Annotated in this window: 12 protein-coding genes and 4 pseudogenes; 10 read left to right on the top strand and 6 right to left on the bottom strand. The window is 31.4% G+C overall.

Annotation, left to right across the window (positions count from 1 at the left end; translation table 11 throughout):
• Positions 1-56: 56 nt before the first annotated feature.
• Complete coding sequence (locus tag P5P87_RS09650) at positions 57-1196, top strand: glycosyltransferase (RefSeq protein WP_278022383.1); 1140 nt, start codon at positions 57-59, stop codon at positions 1194-1196.
• 191 nt (positions 1197-1387) lie between these two features.
• Here P5P87_RS09650 and P5P87_RS09655 read toward each other — a convergent pair whose 3' ends face one another.
• The 6 genes and pseudogenes from P5P87_RS09655 to P5P87_RS09680 form a co-directional block, all read right to left on the bottom strand.
• Positions 1388-2512 (bottom strand): O-antigen translocase, encoded by a 1125-nt coding sequence (locus tag P5P87_RS09655; protein ID WP_278022384.1) that lies wholly within the window; start codon positions 2510-2512, stop codon positions 1388-1390.
• A gap of 1 nt (position 2513) precedes the next feature.
• Positions 2514-3614: a DegT/DnrJ/EryC1/StrS family aminotransferase gene (locus P5P87_RS09660; RefSeq protein WP_278022385.1), complete on the bottom strand. Its 1101-nt coding sequence runs from the start codon at positions 3612-3614 to the stop codon at positions 2514-2516.
• A gap of 13 nt (positions 3615-3627) precedes the next feature.
• Positions 3628-4605, bottom strand: coding sequence for a GNAT family N-acetyltransferase (locus P5P87_RS09665; protein WP_278022386.1), 978 nt, complete (start codon positions 4603-4605; stop codon positions 3628-3630).
• Positions 4606-4611: 6 nt separating this feature from the next.
• A complete protein-coding gene (locus P5P87_RS09670) occupies positions 4612-5214 on the bottom strand; it encodes a trimeric intracellular cation channel family protein (RefSeq protein WP_198856879.1) in 603 nt (200 codons plus the stop codon).
• 86 nt (positions 5215-5300) lie between these two features.
• Positions 5301-6155 carry a hypothetical protein gene (locus P5P87_RS09675; protein WP_198856878.1) on the bottom strand — a complete coding sequence of 285 codons (855 nt, stop codon included), beginning with the start codon at positions 6153-6155 and terminating at the stop codon, positions 5301-5303.
• Between the two features lie 108 nt (positions 6156-6263).
• A pseudogene (locus P5P87_RS09680) lies at positions 6264-7008 on the bottom strand (RDD family protein).
• Positions 7009-7028: 20 nt separating this feature from the next.
• Here P5P87_RS09680 and P5P87_RS09685 point away from each other — a divergent pair.
• The 9 genes and pseudogenes from P5P87_RS09685 to P5P87_RS09725 all read left to right on the top strand — a co-directional run bounded on the left by P5P87_RS09685 (position 7029) and on the right by P5P87_RS09725 (position 15674).
• A pseudogene (locus P5P87_RS09685) lies at positions 7029-8005 on the top strand (stage II sporulation protein M).
• A gap of 711 nt (positions 8006-8716) precedes the next feature.
• Complete coding sequence (locus tag P5P87_RS09690) at positions 8717-8962, top strand: hypothetical protein (RefSeq protein ID WP_278022387.1); 246 nt, start codon at positions 8717-8719, stop codon at positions 8960-8962.
• Positions 8955-9728 (top strand): DUF4129 domain-containing protein, encoded by a 774-nt coding sequence (locus P5P87_RS09695; RefSeq protein ID WP_278022388.1) that lies wholly within the window; start codon positions 8955-8957, stop codon positions 9726-9728. The genes P5P87_RS09690 and P5P87_RS09695 overlap by 8 nt, the downstream gene beginning before the upstream one ends.
• On the top strand, positions 9721-10767 hold the full coding sequence (locus tag P5P87_RS09700; RefSeq protein WP_278022389.1) for a DUF4350 domain-containing protein: 1047 nt from the start codon (positions 9721-9723) through the stop codon (positions 10765-10767). Before P5P87_RS09695 ends, P5P87_RS09700 begins: the two co-directional genes overlap by 8 nt.
• Positions 10745-10924, top strand: coding sequence for a hypothetical protein (locus tag P5P87_RS09705; protein ID WP_278022390.1), 180 nt, complete (start codon positions 10745-10747; stop codon positions 10922-10924). The genes P5P87_RS09700 and P5P87_RS09705 overlap by 23 nt, the downstream gene beginning before the upstream one ends.
• Positions 10925-11021: 97 nt before the next feature.
• Positions 11022-12036: pseudogene (locus P5P87_RS09710) on the top strand (AAA family ATPase).
• A gap of 93 nt (positions 12037-12129) precedes the next feature.
• Positions 12130-13462 (top strand): annotated as a pseudogene (locus P5P87_RS09715) (DUF58 domain-containing protein).
• 380 nt (positions 13463-13842) lie between these two features.
• Positions 13843-14715 (top strand): alkaline phosphatase family protein, encoded by an 873-nt coding sequence (locus P5P87_RS09720; RefSeq protein WP_278022391.1) that lies wholly within the window; start codon positions 13843-13845, stop codon positions 14713-14715.
• A gap of 29 nt (positions 14716-14744) precedes the next feature.
• Positions 14745-15674: a DUF2167 domain-containing protein gene (locus P5P87_RS09725; protein ID WP_278022392.1), complete on the top strand. Its 930-nt coding sequence runs from the start codon at positions 14745-14747 to the stop codon at positions 15672-15674.
• Positions 15675-15819 lie beyond the last annotated feature (145 nt).

Raw genomic sequence — 15819 nt, forward strand, 5'->3', positions numbered from 1 at the left:
TTTAGATCGCAAATATTAATTATTGATTTCTTAATTTCGTATCAAATATAACATTAATGAGGGTTTTACTTGTTGGCGAATACAGTCTTTTGCATAATTCTTTAAAAGAAGGATTGCTTGAACTTGGTCATGAAGTTGTTTTAATTGGAAATAAAGACGGCTTTAGAAAATATCCTCTTGATTATAATTACGAACCTAAGTATCTTAATTTTAAGGTTCTTACTATTCCTCGAAAAATAATTTATCGCTTATTTAAATTTGATTTTGCTGGATTAGAAACTGGATTTCGTTTTTTTCTTTTTCTACCCAAATTACAAAACTTTGATGTAGTTCAGTTTATTAATGAAGCTTCTGTAAAGACGACTTCAGGTTTTGAGCTTTATCTTATGAAAAAGCTTTGTTCTGCAAACAAAAAAGCTTTCATGCTGTCTACTGGAATTGATTACTCTACACTCACATATTACATTGAAAATCCATCTAAAAAATCAATTCTTCAGCCTTATTTTACGAATCCTAAAGAAGACAAAGAATTTAAAGCTTTCTATGCTTATCTTAGCAAAAGCCATTCTAAAATACACGATTTTATTAAAGCAAAATTTAATGGAATCATTGCAACTGATTTTGATTACGTTGAGGCAAATAGTAAAAATCCAAAATACTCAGGATTTATTCCCTGTCCTGTCAATATCAAAAAACTAATTTCTGAAGAACTTGTTATAGCCAGAAAGATTATTATTTTTCTCGGCATAAGCAAATGGAGTTACCATCAAAAAGGCATTCTGTTTTTTGAAAAGGCTTTAGATATAATTCAAAAAAAGTACTCTGACAAAGTCGAAATAATAATCGCAAATACAATTCCTTATCCTGTTTATATTGAACTCTATAACAAAGCACATATCTTATTAGATCAAGCTTATTCCTGTGATCAAGGATATAATGCACTCGAAGCAATGGCAAAAGGCAAAGTAGTGTTTACAGGTGCTGAATCTGAATTTATGGAGTATTACAAAATATCCGAAAGAGTGTGTATTAATGCACTTCCTGATGTTGATTATCTTGTTGACGAACTATCTTTTCTTATAGAAAATCCGACTGAGATTACGGCAATAGGAAAACGCGCAAGAGCGTTTATTGAAAAGGAACATGATTATATCAAAGTTGCACAGCAATATCTTGATGTCTGGAAAAATTTCTAACTCTATTTTAACCTTAGACAAATTTGAGCGACCTAAAAATCATTGTTTAAAAACAGATCTAAAGTAGAAAAACAATACAAGAAAGTAAATAAAATTATCTAATGCATACCCTATAACAACTCCTTCAATTCCATAAATTCGAATAAAGTACAAACTAAAAAAGTACAATATTACAAGCGAAAACAACTCACTTAAAATGAATGCAGAAGTCTTTTTTTGGCAAACAATTGATAACCTAAAATAAGCGAAGCAATTTTAAAAATATCTCCTAACAGCTGCCAGAAAAACAAATCGGTAACGGGCAAAAATTCTTTTGTAAAAAGAAGTCGAATAATAAAAAATCTCGTTAGATAAATCACCGTTAATCCACAAACAAAAACAGGTAAAATGTATTTATAATACTGCAAGAAAATGTTTTTGGTTTCTAAACCATTTTGAGCTTTAGATAATTTCGGCAAAAAATAAACACTTAAAATTGTACTGGCAAACATCAAATAATAAGTAGAAATTCTTGTCATAGTTTCCCAATATCCTGCTTGTTCTATTCCTAAATCATGAATAATATGATTTCGAATAGATAGAAATACAAAAGGTCCAAAAACAGATGAAACCACAGCCATTAAGGAATAAGACGAAAGGTTTTTTAGAATTCGGAAATCGAACAAATGAAATCTTATGATTTGAAAAAACTGAATCTCTTTCTGAATCAGATAAAAAGTGACAAAAAATAATAATGCAGGAGTAATTACAATTGACATTAAAGCTCCAATAGTTTTAAACTGCGTAATCAGAAAAAGAGAGGCCATTAAACCCATAATATTTCCGACAATATTAATTGAGATTACTTTTTTGAATTTACCCAAGCCATTAATTATTGCTATAAAAAAAACAGAAAGTCCATATCCGGGTAAAACCAATGCCAAAACTTTAAAAACAATAAGATATTCTAGATTGTCTCCAAAAATTTTATTATTCCAATAAGAAGCTGTTAGAAATAAGAAAATGCTTAAAAGCCCCGCAATAAGCAATAGAGTGATAAAAACGGTTGTGATTATCTTTTGAAGTTCTATCCTACTCTTTTCGTTTTCGGCTGTATATTTTACAATTCCGTTTTGAAAACCTAAAACAGAAATGGTCTCCAGAGAAGTTAAAAAATTACGAAGATTTCCAACCAACGCCATTCCGTTTGGGCCTACAAAAACAGCCAATATTTTTGACGTAATCAATCCGATTCCTATTTTCAGCGCAACGCTTAAACTGTTCAAAGAAGTAACCTTAAACAAACCCGTTTGAACTATTTTTTTATAAAAATTCAAATTAGTATCGATTTAGAGTTTCTACAATAAAATCAACCTCAGCGTGCGTTAAAACTGGACTCATCGGCAGACTCAGAACTTCATTATGAATTTTCTCGGTAATTGGAAACGAAAGATTATTCAACTCAGAAAAAGCTTTTTGCTTATGTGGCGGAATTGGATAATGAATGACGGTTTGAATAGTATGTTGAGCTAGATATTCTTGCAAATGTGCTCTATTTTCTGTTCGAATGACAAATAAGTGAAAAACATGATTGGCTGAAAAATCCCAAAACGGAAGCACTATCTTATCGTTTTTAATTTCTGAAAGATATCGTTTTGCAATGGTTCTTCTTTTCTCATTATCCGAATTTAAATTGGGTAATTTGAGATTTAAAAAACCAGCCTGTATTTCATCCAATCGTGAATTCAAACCTACATAATCATTATAATATTTTGTCTCCGAACCATAATTTCGAAGCGAAAAAAGCACTTTTGCCAGCGTTGCATTATTTGTAGTAATAGCTCCACCATCGCCTAAACATCCTAAGTTTTTTCCTGGATAAAAGCTGTAAGCGCAAGCCGAATTTAGATTATTATTTGTTAAGTATTGGTTGTCAATTGATCCGTGCGATTGTGCGCAATCTTCTACAATAACCAAATTATGCTTTTCTGCAATTTTCGTTATTCTTTCCATTTCAGCTATTTGTCCGTATAAATGAACAGCCAAAATAGCTCTAGTTTTTGGAGTTATTTTCTCCTCGATCAAATCTGGATTTATATTATAAGTATCCAATCTTGGTTCAACCAAAACAGGAACTAAATCTGCTTGCAAAATGGCTAAAATACTTGCAATATAGGTATTTGCAGGAACAATAACTTCGTCTCCTTTTTTGAGTTTCTTGAGTTCGATATAACCTTTAAAAATAAGAACCAAAGCATCAAATCCGTTTCCTACTCCAACACAATATTTAGATTGGCAATATTCAGCAAAAGCCTTTTCAAATGTTTCTACTTCTTTCCCTAAAATATACCAGCCATTTTCTAAAACCGATTTCAGTTTTTCTTGAAAAGCAGTTTCATAAGGTTCGTTTATTTTTTTAAGATCAAGAAAAGATATCATCGATGTTCTATTTTTAAATAAGAATGTCTTCTAGTTTAGTATAATTGGCGGTGTTAACTTCATAAAAATCATGTACAATAGTACTTGCGCCAAAACTTTCCTTCCAATAAGCTAGTCCTTCGTTTAGTTTTTTTCCTTGATTTTCATTTGAAATTCCAAAATCAAAAAAGCGTTTTTCAGAAAAACGTTCATGAATCAGATAATGAAAAAGATAATCTAAACTTCCTAAATCTTCTTGGTCTGTTTTTTTTGAAATATACTGGCAATGCGCCACATTTTTTGTTTCAAAAATCGTTGTTCCGCCTACAATCTCATCATTTTTGTAAACATTAAATTGATGAATGTTTTCCGGAAAAAGCGATTTCAGTTTATTTATTTCCTCAATTGAATGAACAGGTATGGCATCATGTGTTTTTTCTAAATTCGGAATAAGAATTTTGCTCCAAAACAATTCAAAATCATTATCTTCTTTAATAATCAATTTATTGGAAATTGCTTTTTTAAGTCCTCTTTTTCTAATTTTCGACATTGTTTTCTCCTGCTGTAAATCAATTACAGAAAGAGAGTCTCTTCTAACCAGCTTTGCTTCTGCCAAAAACAAACCATATAAAATTTCCTCAGCCGGTTTTAGCTGATAAATTGAAGGGAGGGTTTTAAGATGTAATGTATCAAAATTATTTTCATTCAGAAAAAACAATATATCTCTCAGTATTTCAATAACTGCTTTTTGTTTGGTTTGCTCATTATAAACAAGTCCGCCATAAGTTAAACCTTGATGAGAATATAGTGCTTTTCCTTTTTTATTGGCTGGAAGAATAGCATACAATTTTTCATCTTCAAATACTAAAAGCGAAAAATCTTCGAATCGATCTTTATGGTATTCCATAAAATCGCGATGAAATAAAAACGTGGCATTTTTGGCCTGAGCGACAAAATCGTTCCAAACTAAATAATCATTCTGATCGTATTTTTTAATGGTAAATTTCGTCATACTTAATTACATATGATCAAATGCCTTTAAATGCCATTTGTATTTTACTGCCAACAATCTAATCACAATAATAACAAGAGATGTAACCAGATATAAGATATCGTCATTGAGATTTAGTTTTCGTAATCCAAAAAATACAAGTCCACCAAAAATACAGATCGTTGCATAGATTTCCTCTCTAAAAACGTTTGGAATTTCGTTACACAAAATATCACGAATTACACCACCAAAGCAGGCAGTCATTGTTCCTAATGCAATACAAATTGCAGGATGAAGTCCTGTTATAAGGCCTCTTTCGAGTCCTATTAAAGTAAAAACTCCGAGCCCGATTGTATCAAAAAGAAACAATGAGGTACGAAGTTTATCGAAACTTTTTCTGAAAAGAATTGCTAGAAAAAATCCTAAAATGATCACATATACGTATTGCATGTCACGCATCCAGCCAACAGGAGTTCTTCCAATTAAGACATCACGAAGCGTTCCGCCTCCAACCGCGGTTACAAATGCAATAATAAAAACTCCAAACGGATCTAATTTTTTATGCATTGCAGTTAGGGCGCCAGACATGGCAAATGCCATTGTCCCAATAATATCAAGTAAGTGAAACATTTTTTTTGAGTTACAAAGATGCAAAGCGTCAAAGTTACAAAGTTGTAAGGAATAATCTTAGCAAATGTAACTCCTAAAAACATTTATCATTTTTTTACGTAAATAGGACTTCTCTTCAATAAATAGGAAATAGAATCCATCCATCCGTCTTTTACCGCCAACAAAGGTTTACGGGTTTGAGAATAGATTTTATCTGTATTTCTGTACATGTCAAAATAAACCGTATAGTAATAATACTTTTGGTCATTTGCTGTTGTTGTAGAAATATCGTTTGTTGTTACTTTTTTATTGTTATTGCTCACTTTTGCATTTCCGCTGTTGTAAGTCGTAGCGGTAGTTCCTGTTCCAATTGTATAAGAAACTTTTGCAGCAACAATATTATCAACTCCAAGTATTTTTTCAAGATCTTCTATTGGTGTTTCATCAATATTATTGTGGTCAATGCCTGCTTTGTGCAATAAACTGTTTGTTGTTCTTAAATCTTGAACTGTTAACGGAAAAATATTTGATGATTTATCTAACAGCTTGTTGTACAAATCGTTTTGTGCAAATTTTGCCATATCTTCAGAACCTTGCTGATTGTCTGCATTTATGTAAGGAATTGGCAATACGGCAATTGTATTGTGCTGTTTATCTGCAATTGCTATGTTTTGAGATGATGCACTTTGAGCGTTATTATTTGCGTTTGAAGAAACGTCAAAAGTTTGAGATCTCCCGCTTGCAAAATCGATTTTGGCAATTTGCGAAACGTCTAATGAAATCTGGATTGTCTCGCCTGGAAGCGAATATTCTACGGTTTTATCAGACATTTTAGAAATCGTACATTCTATTATCTGATAATCTCTTTTTATAATTTTATCTAATTTTTTTCCGCTTTGGGCAAAACTTACACAAGCAGATAATAGCATTAACAATACGAGAAAAGGCTTTGTAATTTTCATTTGTTTGGAAATTTATGAATTAATTATCTATATATAAATTTACGAAGAAATTTTAAAAAATTATCATTAAAACTCAGAAAACCCCATTAATTATTCAAAGAAAAAAAACTACATATTTTGTGTGTAAAAATTATAATCTTTTAAAATCACACGAATAAAATCACTATTATTTCCAGATTGATTTTTAATTCCAGTTACGCTTTCGATTTTAGATACCAATTTGTAAATAACCTCATGATCGTTTTTAGTCGCAGCTTTTTGATAAGTTTCTTTAATAATACGCATATCATTGTCTGAAAGCTTAATCACCAAAGGATATGTAGGTACATAAGCCTCACCAATTTCTTCTAAAATGGTATGGCTTATATTAATTTTATTCTTCAAAGTAATTACTGCTGTTCCTGCTGCCATGTCTCCCAATCTTTGAGATTTCTGACTGGTAATAACCGAAATGAGTCCAGGAAGTCCGAAAAAAGTAAAAAAGTCAATTACTCTAAAAAACCATCGAATTAAATAATCTCCAAAACCTGCTTGATAGCCATCAATTTTTACGACTTTAATTTTCAGTATTTTTTTGCCAAGTGACTGTCCTTCAAAAACACTTTCTAAAACCAATGAGTAAATTATGACCGGAGAATATAACATTAAAAAAATAGCGCCGCGTGACCAGCCATCCAAATTTACCATCAATCGATCTAGCTGCAGACCAATCAAAAAGAACTATAGAAAGAACTGTTATATAGCAGATTACAATAAACAAATCGATAAAAAAAGCACCTAGTCTTTCGCCTACAGAAGCTGCGATAAAATTTATTTTGACATTTTGTGTCGTATTAATAGATAATTCTGACATATTTCATATTTTAGCCTACAATGAGAGAAATCGCCTTTATAAAACAAAACAGAGAAAAATGGCTCGAGTTTGAGCTGGCAATTTTTGGTAAAGCTAAAAAAAATCCTGATGAATTAGCTAATTTGTACATTCAAATGATGAATGATTTGTCGTATGCTCAAACGTATTATCCTAAAAGTAAAACGGTTGTTTACCTTAATCATCTTGCTTCTCAGATTTATCAAAAGATTTACAAAACAAAACGCACAGACCAGAATCGAGTTGTAGATTTCTTTAAAATTGAAATTCCGTTATTGGTTTACGAGTACAGAAGATATTTGGCTTACGCATTTATTTTATTTTTTGTTACTGTTTCAATTGGCGTTCTTTCTGCTCGTTACGATCGTGATTTTGTTCGGCTAATTTTAGGCGACGAATACGTAAATATGACTTTAGAAAATATTAAAAAAGGCAATCCGATGGCCGTATATGGTTCGGGAAGCAACTGGGGAAGTTTTATAGGCATTACTGTAAATAACCTCTTTGTGGGCGCCAAATGTTATTTCTACGGTATTTTTGCGGAATCGGAACTTTCAATGTTTTTCTTCAAAACTGCATTATGTTGGGCTCTTTCCAATATTTCTTCTACGAACAAGGTGTTTTCTGGAAAAGCGTGCGAGGAATCTGGATTCATGGTTCTATGGAAATTTTTGCAATTGTAATCGAAACAACTGCTGGATTCATTCTTGGCGCTTCTATCCTATTTCCTAAAACGTTCTCAAGATTAAATTCTTTTAAAATTGGCTTCAAGAACAGCTTCAAGATATTCTTAAGCACTTTTCCCTTCACAATTAGTGCAGGATTTTTAGAAGGTTTTATTACACGATATTCTATCGATATGCCCAATTGGTTAAGCAGTTTTATAATCTTATTTACGCTTTCAATAATTTCGTTTTATTACTTGGTATATCCTTTTATTGTACACAAAAAATTAACTTCAAAATCAATTAATTTATAATGTTTGAGCTTTATAAAAAAAGACAATTAGGCGATAATCTAGGTGACACTTTTACTTTTTTCAAAGACTTCGGAAAAAACTTTTTTAAGATCTTTTTTATCGTAAATGGAGCTTTTTTACTTCTATTGGCAATTATAATTTACACTTTAATTAAAGTTAATTTTGATGCTATAAAAAATTCTGGTTTAGAAAACAATCAGTTAAAGAGCGACCTTATAGGTTATTTCGATAATAACGAAGGACTTACATTAACTTTAGTATTAATCTGCGTTGTTCTATTTTTGATTTTCTCTTTGTTCAACTATGCTTACCCTGTTCTGTATTTAAAAATGCTAGAAAATGGTAAAAAGGACTTTGATCTAAATGCTGTATTGTCTAGCTTTTTTAAGGTTTTCTTTAAACTAATAAAATTTAGCATAGGAGCCTTGATTATTGTTTTTCCGGTTCTATTAATTGCATTAATAATCATGTTTTTTCTATGCTTTATAATTATCGGAATTCCATTAATTCTGGTTGCAATTCCAACCTTTTTTACTTTTTTCAATCTTTGGTTTTATAGTTATCTAACAGATGGAAAACGTTTTTTTGAATCGTTACAACATGCCTATTACCTAACAAAAGAAGATTTTTGGAATACAATTGGAACAACATTTATTATGATGATCATCATGCAGTTTATTCAGGTCTGCCATAACAATATTTTTTTATTTTGTGGGGATATTTATCTCGATTGCTTACTTTATAGGAAACTCTGATTCAAATGGTCCAAAATCACTAGAACCTTCACCTCTTTTAATAGGTTTTATTACGGTTATTGTACTTTCGCTTATTATATTAGGCAATATTTTTAATAATGTAATTGTAATTAATCAAGGAATGATTTATTATAGTTTAGAGTCAGGAAATAGACAGGAATCCAAATCAATTGATTTAATCGGAGATCATACCAATGAATAGATTTTTAATTATTTTATATTTTATTTCCTGCTTGAGCATAGCAAATGCTCAAGATACTTTGGTTAAAGAAGATCCTCCAAAAATTACTACCATTAAATATACTGAAAAAAACATTCAAGTAGATTCTGGAACGGTAGAAGCTAAACATTTTGAAAAGGATTTCAAGACAAAATATACCGACAAAGAATTTGTCTATGAATACAAAGCTCCCGAAAAAAACTGGTGGGATAATTTTAAGAATTGGCTGGCTAGGCAGATTTTTAATTTATTCAATTTCAGCAGTGTAAAAACGTCTTTCGACTTTATTTCTTTTTTATTTAGAATAATTGCGGTTTTGGTCGTTGTTGTTTTAATTTATTTTATTGCAAAAGCTTTAATCAAAAAAGAAGGAAGATGGATTTTTGGAAAAAATGCCAATAAAGGCACCTTATTTTATTCTGATGCCGAGAAAAATATTCACCTTTTAGATTTTGAAAAACTTATTAAAGAAAGTATCGAAACTGGCGAAAGAAGAATCGCTGTTCGATATTATTATTTATGGCTTTTAAAAGTAATGGCACAACATCATTATATTGAATGGGACATCGAAAAAACAAACTCCGATTATTTGTACGAATTGCACAATCCTATTCATAAAGAAGAGTTTACCTATCTTTCATACCTGTACAATTATATTTGGTACGGCGAATTTGAAATTGATGATGCAACATTCAGAAAGACTGAAAACAGATTTAAAAAAGCATTAAAAACTTTTGGTAATGGATAATAAAGTAAAAATATACATTGCTGTTCTGGTTTTAATTTTCGGAATAACATTATTAGTAGACAAAGGACAGCCAAAACCTATTGACTGGACTCCCACGTATTCTGTTGATGATAAAATACCATTTGGATTATACATTTTTGATCACGAAGCAGATCGTCTCTTTCATGAGAAAGTAGAACGAATTTCAACGCAGACTCCTTACGAATATCTGGATTCTCAATATGATTCAAGAGAGAATATAGAAACCTATAAAATTAAAGGAACTTTTATCAATATTTCTGAGGTAAACAATATTGATGATTCATCGATGAAAGAGATTTTATATTTTGTCTCTCACGGCAATAATGCTTTTTTAAGTATGAAGGTATTCCCTAAAGTATTGCTGGATTCTTTAAAAATTGAATTAAACACCGATTTTTTGCCAAATGACAGCATTACAGCTTGGATGGCAAATAAAAAAGTAAGTTTAAAAAAATATACTTTAGGCACTGGATTAAGTGATTATTTTTCAAAAATAGACACTTTAAATACAAAAGTTCTAGGATATCAAACCAGTCGTAAAAATAAAAGACAAATCAATTTTATTGAAGTTCCTTATAAAAACGGCCATCTCTATCTGCACACGCAGCCAGTAGCTTTTACCAATTATAATTTGCTTAAAAAAGATCATTATCAGTACGCCGAAAACTTGGTTTCTTATATACCAAAAGGAAACATTTTTTGGTACAATAAAATTTTTAACGACCAACGTATTTCAAGTTCTCCAATGCGATATATCTTTAATCAGCCTGCTTTAAAATCGGCTTGGTATTTAGGTTTATTAGGAATTTTGATTTTTATGATCTTCAATGCAAAAAGAAAACAGCGCATTGTACCAATCATAAAACCTTTGCAGAATTTAACGGTTGAATTTACCAAAACAGTTGGAAATTTATATTATCAGGAAGGAGATCACACCAACATTATCGATAAAAAAGATCATTTACTTTTTAGAAAAAATAAGAACAGATTATTTATTGGATACCAGCAAACTAGATGACGATTTTATAAACAAATTGCACTATAAAACAGGAAAAGACAAAAAAGATATTAGCGACTTAGTTCAATTAATTAATGATCATCGCAAAAGTTATCACGGAAGTCTAGAAGAAGACCTCATCAAAATAAATACAGCAATAGAAAAGATTTTACATTAACTAAATATTTGCCACAGATTAAAAGGATTAAAATGATTTTATAAAAAATAATCTGTGTTAATCCTTTTAATCTGTGGCAAAAAAAACATACCAAATTATGGACGATATCAATACAACATCAGGAGAAATCACAAATGAAAATGTGAATTTTGAGACAAGAATTAATTTAACGCCTCTTTTAGATCATGTAAATACGATTAAGAAAGAGATTGAAACGGTAATTGTAGGGCAACACAAAATGGTTGATCAGCTTTTGGTAGCTATTTTATCAAACGGTCACGTTCTTTTAGAAGGTGTTCCTGGAGTTGCCAAAACAATTTCAGCTAAATTATTGGCCAAAACTTTAAATATTGGTTTCAGCAGAATTCAGTTTACACCAGATTTAATGCCTTCTGATATTTTAGGAACCTCAATTTTTAATTTGAAGAATTCAGAATTTGAGTTTAAAAAAGGTCCCATTTTCTCCAATTTGATTTTGATTGATGAGATTAACCGTGCTCCTGCAAAAACACAAGCCGCGCTTTTTGAAGTAATGGAAGAACGTCAAATTACAATAGATGGTACTGCTTATCAATTAGAGGCTCCATTTTTAGTTATTGCAACACAAAATCCAGTGGAGCAAGAAGGAACATATCGTTTGCCTGAAGCACAATTGGATCGTTTTCTTTTTAAAATCACAATTGATTATCCAAAATTGAATGAAGAGATTTTAATCATCCAAAGAGAACATACATTACAAGATCATGGAAAATTAGATGCTATTCAAACTATTCTTTCTGCTGAAGAAATCAAAGAATATCAAGGTCTGGTAAAACAAATTAGAGTAGAACAAAACTTATTAGAATACATTGCCAGAATCGTAGTAAATACGCGCGAAAATGCTTTTTTATATTTAGGCGCTTCTCCTCGTGCTTCAATCGCCATTTTGAATGCTTCGAAGGGTTTTGTCGCAATACGCGGACGCGATTTTGTTACTCCAGAAGATATTAAAGAAGTCTGCAATTCCTGTTTTACAACACCGTGTTATTGTAGCACCAGAACGCGAAATGGAAGGAATTACAAGTTCAGAAATCATTAAACAGATTATCGAAACCGTGGAAATTCCTAGATAAGCTTACAGTCGCAGTTACTTTGAGACTGAAAACTGAGACTGAGACTGTAAACCGAGACTGAGACTGTAAACCGAGACTGAAAACTAAAAAAACATGAAATTCATAAAAAGTCTATACCTCAACAATTTCTTTTTCTATGTGCTTATAGGCATTATAGGATTGTTTGTCTGTGCCTTTATTTTTCCGAATATGTACAATGCAGTTTGGTCGCTTGTTTTAGGTTTAGTTACTTTTTTAGTGCTTGACATTTTGCTTTTGTATTTTGCTCGAACAGGTCTAGAAGCAGAAAGAATTACACCAGAAAAGTTGTCAAACGGAGATTTAAATCCAATAAAACTACATCTCAAAAATCATTATACTTTTCCTATTTCAGTTAAGATTATTGATGAGATTCCGTTTCAATTTCAGGTTCGCGATTTTAAAATCGTAAAAACAGTAAAAGCAAGCTTCACAAAAAGAAATTGGCTACGATCTTCGTCCAACAGAACGCGGAGAATACCATTTTGGATCTCTAAACATTTATGTTTCTTCTCCGTTACGACTTATTTCGAGAAGATTTTCTTTTGATAATGATCAAATGGTTCCAACATATCCTTCTTTTATTCAGTTAAGAAAATATGATTTGATTGCTTTTTCAAACAATTTATTTCAATACGGAATCAAAAAAATACGCCGAATTGGTCACACAATGGAATTTGAGCAGATAAAAGAGTATGTTCAAGGCGATGATTTGAGAACGCTGAATTGGAAAGCGACTGCAAAAAGAAACTCTTTGATGGTCAATCAGTTTCAGGACGAAAAATCACAGTCGGTTTATATGGCAATCGACAAAGGGCGCGTAATGCAAATGCCTTTTGATGGATTAAGTTTGCTGGATTACGCCATTAATTCGGCTTTGGTTTTATCTAATGTGATTTTGAAAAAACAAGATAAAGCAGGTCTTTTTTCTTTTTCTAAAAAAGTAGAAAACAGAGTTTTTGCAGAAAGAAGAGGTTCGCAGATGCAAAAAATCTTAGAAGCTTTATACAATGTAAAAACAGATTTTTTTGAAAGCGATTATAGCAGATTGTATGTTGATATTAAAAAGAACATCAATCAGAGAAGTTTGATTATTCTGTATACCAATTTTGAAACTATGGATGGTTTAAATCGTCAATTACCTTATTTAAAAGGAATTGCAAAAAGCCATTTGTTGGTCGTTGTTTTCTTTAGTAATACCGAATTAAACAGTATTATCAATAAAAAAACAACTACCATTCAAGAAGTTTACGACAAAGTTATTGCTGAGAAATTCATGTTCGAAAAACGACTAATTGTAAACGAATTAAAGAAATACGGAATACATTCTGTCTTAACACAGCCCGAAAATCTGACTTTAGATGCCATTAACAAATATCTAGAAATTAAGTCTAGAGGGATTTTATAAAAGTTGTAAAATTTAAACCGATTAATTACCGCTCATTTTAATCAGCTCGTTTTTTTTCTTCTATTAATTTATAGTTACGTTACGTCATTCCGTAAAAATTGATTAATTAAATTAATTAGTTTTGAAGCAATTAATGTAATTTCAAATTAATAGAAAATGAAAAAGCGATCTTAATTCTGTTCATTTTATTAAGCATTCAAACTCAAGCTCAAAAAACAGAAAATATCATCATAATTACTACAGATGGTTTTAGGTGGCAGGAAGTTTTTAAAGGAATCGATCCTGCGATTGCCAATGACAAAAAATTCAATCAAGGAGACAGCGCTTATATTTATAAGAAGTATGCAGATTCTGACACCAAAGAAGCACGCAAAAAACTAATGCCTTTTTTCTGGTCTGAAATTGCTACTAAAGGTCAAATTTATGGCAATAGAGATTTAGGAAACAAAGTTGATGTTGCCAATCCGTATTGGTTTAGCTATCCAGGTTATAGCGAAATCATGACTGGAAATATTGATCTAAAAGTCAATTCAAATGGCTATAAAGCCAATCCGAATGTAAATGTTTTGGAATTCCTAAATCAGCAGTCTAAACTAAAAGGAAAAGTTGTCGCTTTTGGCGCTTGGGATGCTTTTGACAGAATTTTAAACGAAGAACGAAGCGGTTTTCCTGTCATTTCTGCTTTTGATAAAGTTGGAGGAAACAAACCAACAGCATCTCAAAAATTGCTTAATGAAATGCGTGATAATTCATTTAAACCTTTTCATGAAGATGAATGTCTTGATGTTTTTACACATTACCAAGCCATGGATGAGTTGAAAACTAAAAAGCCAAAAGTACTTTACATTGCTTACGGAGAAACCGACGAATGGGCACATCATGCGCAATATCGTTCGTATTTAGATGCTGCAAATCAAGTTGACAAATGGATTCAGGAAGTTTGGAACTTTGTTCAAAATGATCCGCAATACAAAAACAAAACAACTTTATTTATAACAGTCGATCACGGACGTGGCGATAAAGTAAAAGCACAATGGACAGATCATGGCGCCGATGTTCCTGGAGCATCTGAAATTTGGTTTGCTGTAATGGGACCAGAAATTGCTTCAAAAGGAGAAATCAAAACCGAATCTCAATTTTATCAAAAACAATTTGCTCAAACTCTAGCAAAAATTATGGGTTACGATTTTAAAACGTCGCATCCTGTTGAAAAAGAAATTTCAGAATTATTTCAAAGTAACCAAAAACCATAAATATTAACATTAAACCAAAACCAACCCAAATGAAAAAAACTGTTTTATTTCTTTTATTATGGACGATTTCAATTACCAAAATGATCGCCCACGAACCTGATACTCTCAACGCTTATTACGACAAAATTGAAAAATCTTTTAACTACGAATCTGGAAAAATTAAACTTACCCAAGGTGAAGGAACTTTAAATGTTCCAAAAGGATTTAAATTTTTAAATGGAGAACAAACCCAAAATGTCTTAAGTAATTTATGGGGAAATCCAGAAGATAAATCGATTCTGGGTTCGCTTGTTCCAGACGGAAAAGGTGTTACACATTCAAACAGCTGGATGTTTGTTATAAGCTATCAAGGAGATGGTTATGTAAAAGATAACGATGCTGGCGATATTGATTATGATGATCTTCTTAAAACCATGAAAGAAGATGTTAAAGCTGAAAACGCAGAAAGAAAAAAAGCAGGATATTCTGAAGTTCAACTAATTGGATGGGCTTCTACTCCATTCTATGACAATAATTTAAAAGTACTGCATTGGGCAAAAGAGTTGCAGTTTGGTCAAGATAAAGAACACACATTAAATTACGATTTAAGAGTTTTAGGAAGAAAAGGAATGTACAATATTTCTGCTGTTGCTGGCATAGATCAGTTAGAAGAAGTTAAAGCGAGTATTCCAGGAATCATTAAAAGCGTAGAATTTAACGAAGGCCACAAATACCTAGATTTTGATGCTGATACCGATACCGTTGCCGCATGGACAATTGGCGGATTAGTTGCTGGAAAAGTATTGGCAAAAGTTGGTTTCTTTGCTATTTTAGCAAAATTTGGAAAGTTTATCGTAATAGGAATTATAGCCGCTTTTGCAGCCGTAAAGAAATTTCTATTTGGAGACAAAAACCAAATAGTGACCAAACCTGCCGAAGAAACAGCGCTTTTAGAAGAAAACAATTCTACTGAAGAATAAAGGTTTTTATTTGCCACGAATTTCACAAATTTTCACGAATTGTTTTTCTTTTTTACTGTGTGGAAAAATTCTTGAAAATTGGTAAAATTCGTGGCAAACCTTTTTTAGTAAAGGTTTTAAAACCCTTGCAGGAAGAAAAAAACTC

The organism is Flavobacterium ginsengisoli, assembly GCF_029625315.1.
GTDB classification, from domain to species: Bacteria; Bacteroidota; Bacteroidia; order Flavobacteriales; family Flavobacteriaceae; genus Flavobacterium; species Flavobacterium ginsengisoli.

Bases quoted from the DNA above. Each gene is read 5' to 3' on its own strand.
- P5P87_RS09650 (WP_278022383.1), top strand. From the start codon at position 57: ATGAGGGTTTTACTTGTTGGCGAATACAGTCTTTTGCATAATTCTTTA.
- P5P87_RS09660 (WP_278022385.1), bottom strand. From the start codon at position 3,614: ATGATATCTTTTCTTGATCTTAAAAAAATAAACGAACCTTATGAAACT.
- P5P87_RS09665 (WP_278022386.1), bottom strand. From the start codon at position 4,605: ATGACGAAATTTACCATTAAAAAATACGATCAGAATGATTATTTAGTT.
- P5P87_RS09670 (WP_198856879.1), bottom strand. From the start codon at position 5,214: ATGTTTCACTTACTTGATATTATTGGGACAATGGCATTTGCCATGTCT.
- P5P87_RS09675 (WP_198856878.1), bottom strand. From the start codon at position 6,155: ATGAAAATTACAAAGCCTTTTCTCGTATTGTTAATGCTATTATCTGCT.
- P5P87_RS09695 (WP_278022388.1), top strand. From the start codon at position 8,955: ATGAATAGATTTTTAATTATTTTATATTTTATTTCCTGCTTGAGCATA.
- P5P87_RS09700 (WP_278022389.1), top strand. From the start codon at position 9,721: ATGGATAATAAAGTAAAAATATACATTGCTGTTCTGGTTTTAATTTTC.
- P5P87_RS09720 (WP_278022391.1), top strand. From the start codon at position 13,843: ATGCCTTTTTTCTGGTCTGAAATTGCTACTAAAGGTCAAATTTATGGC.
- P5P87_RS09725 (WP_278022392.1), top strand. From the start codon at position 14,745: ATGAAAAAAACTGTTTTATTTCTTTTATTATGGACGATTTCAATTACC.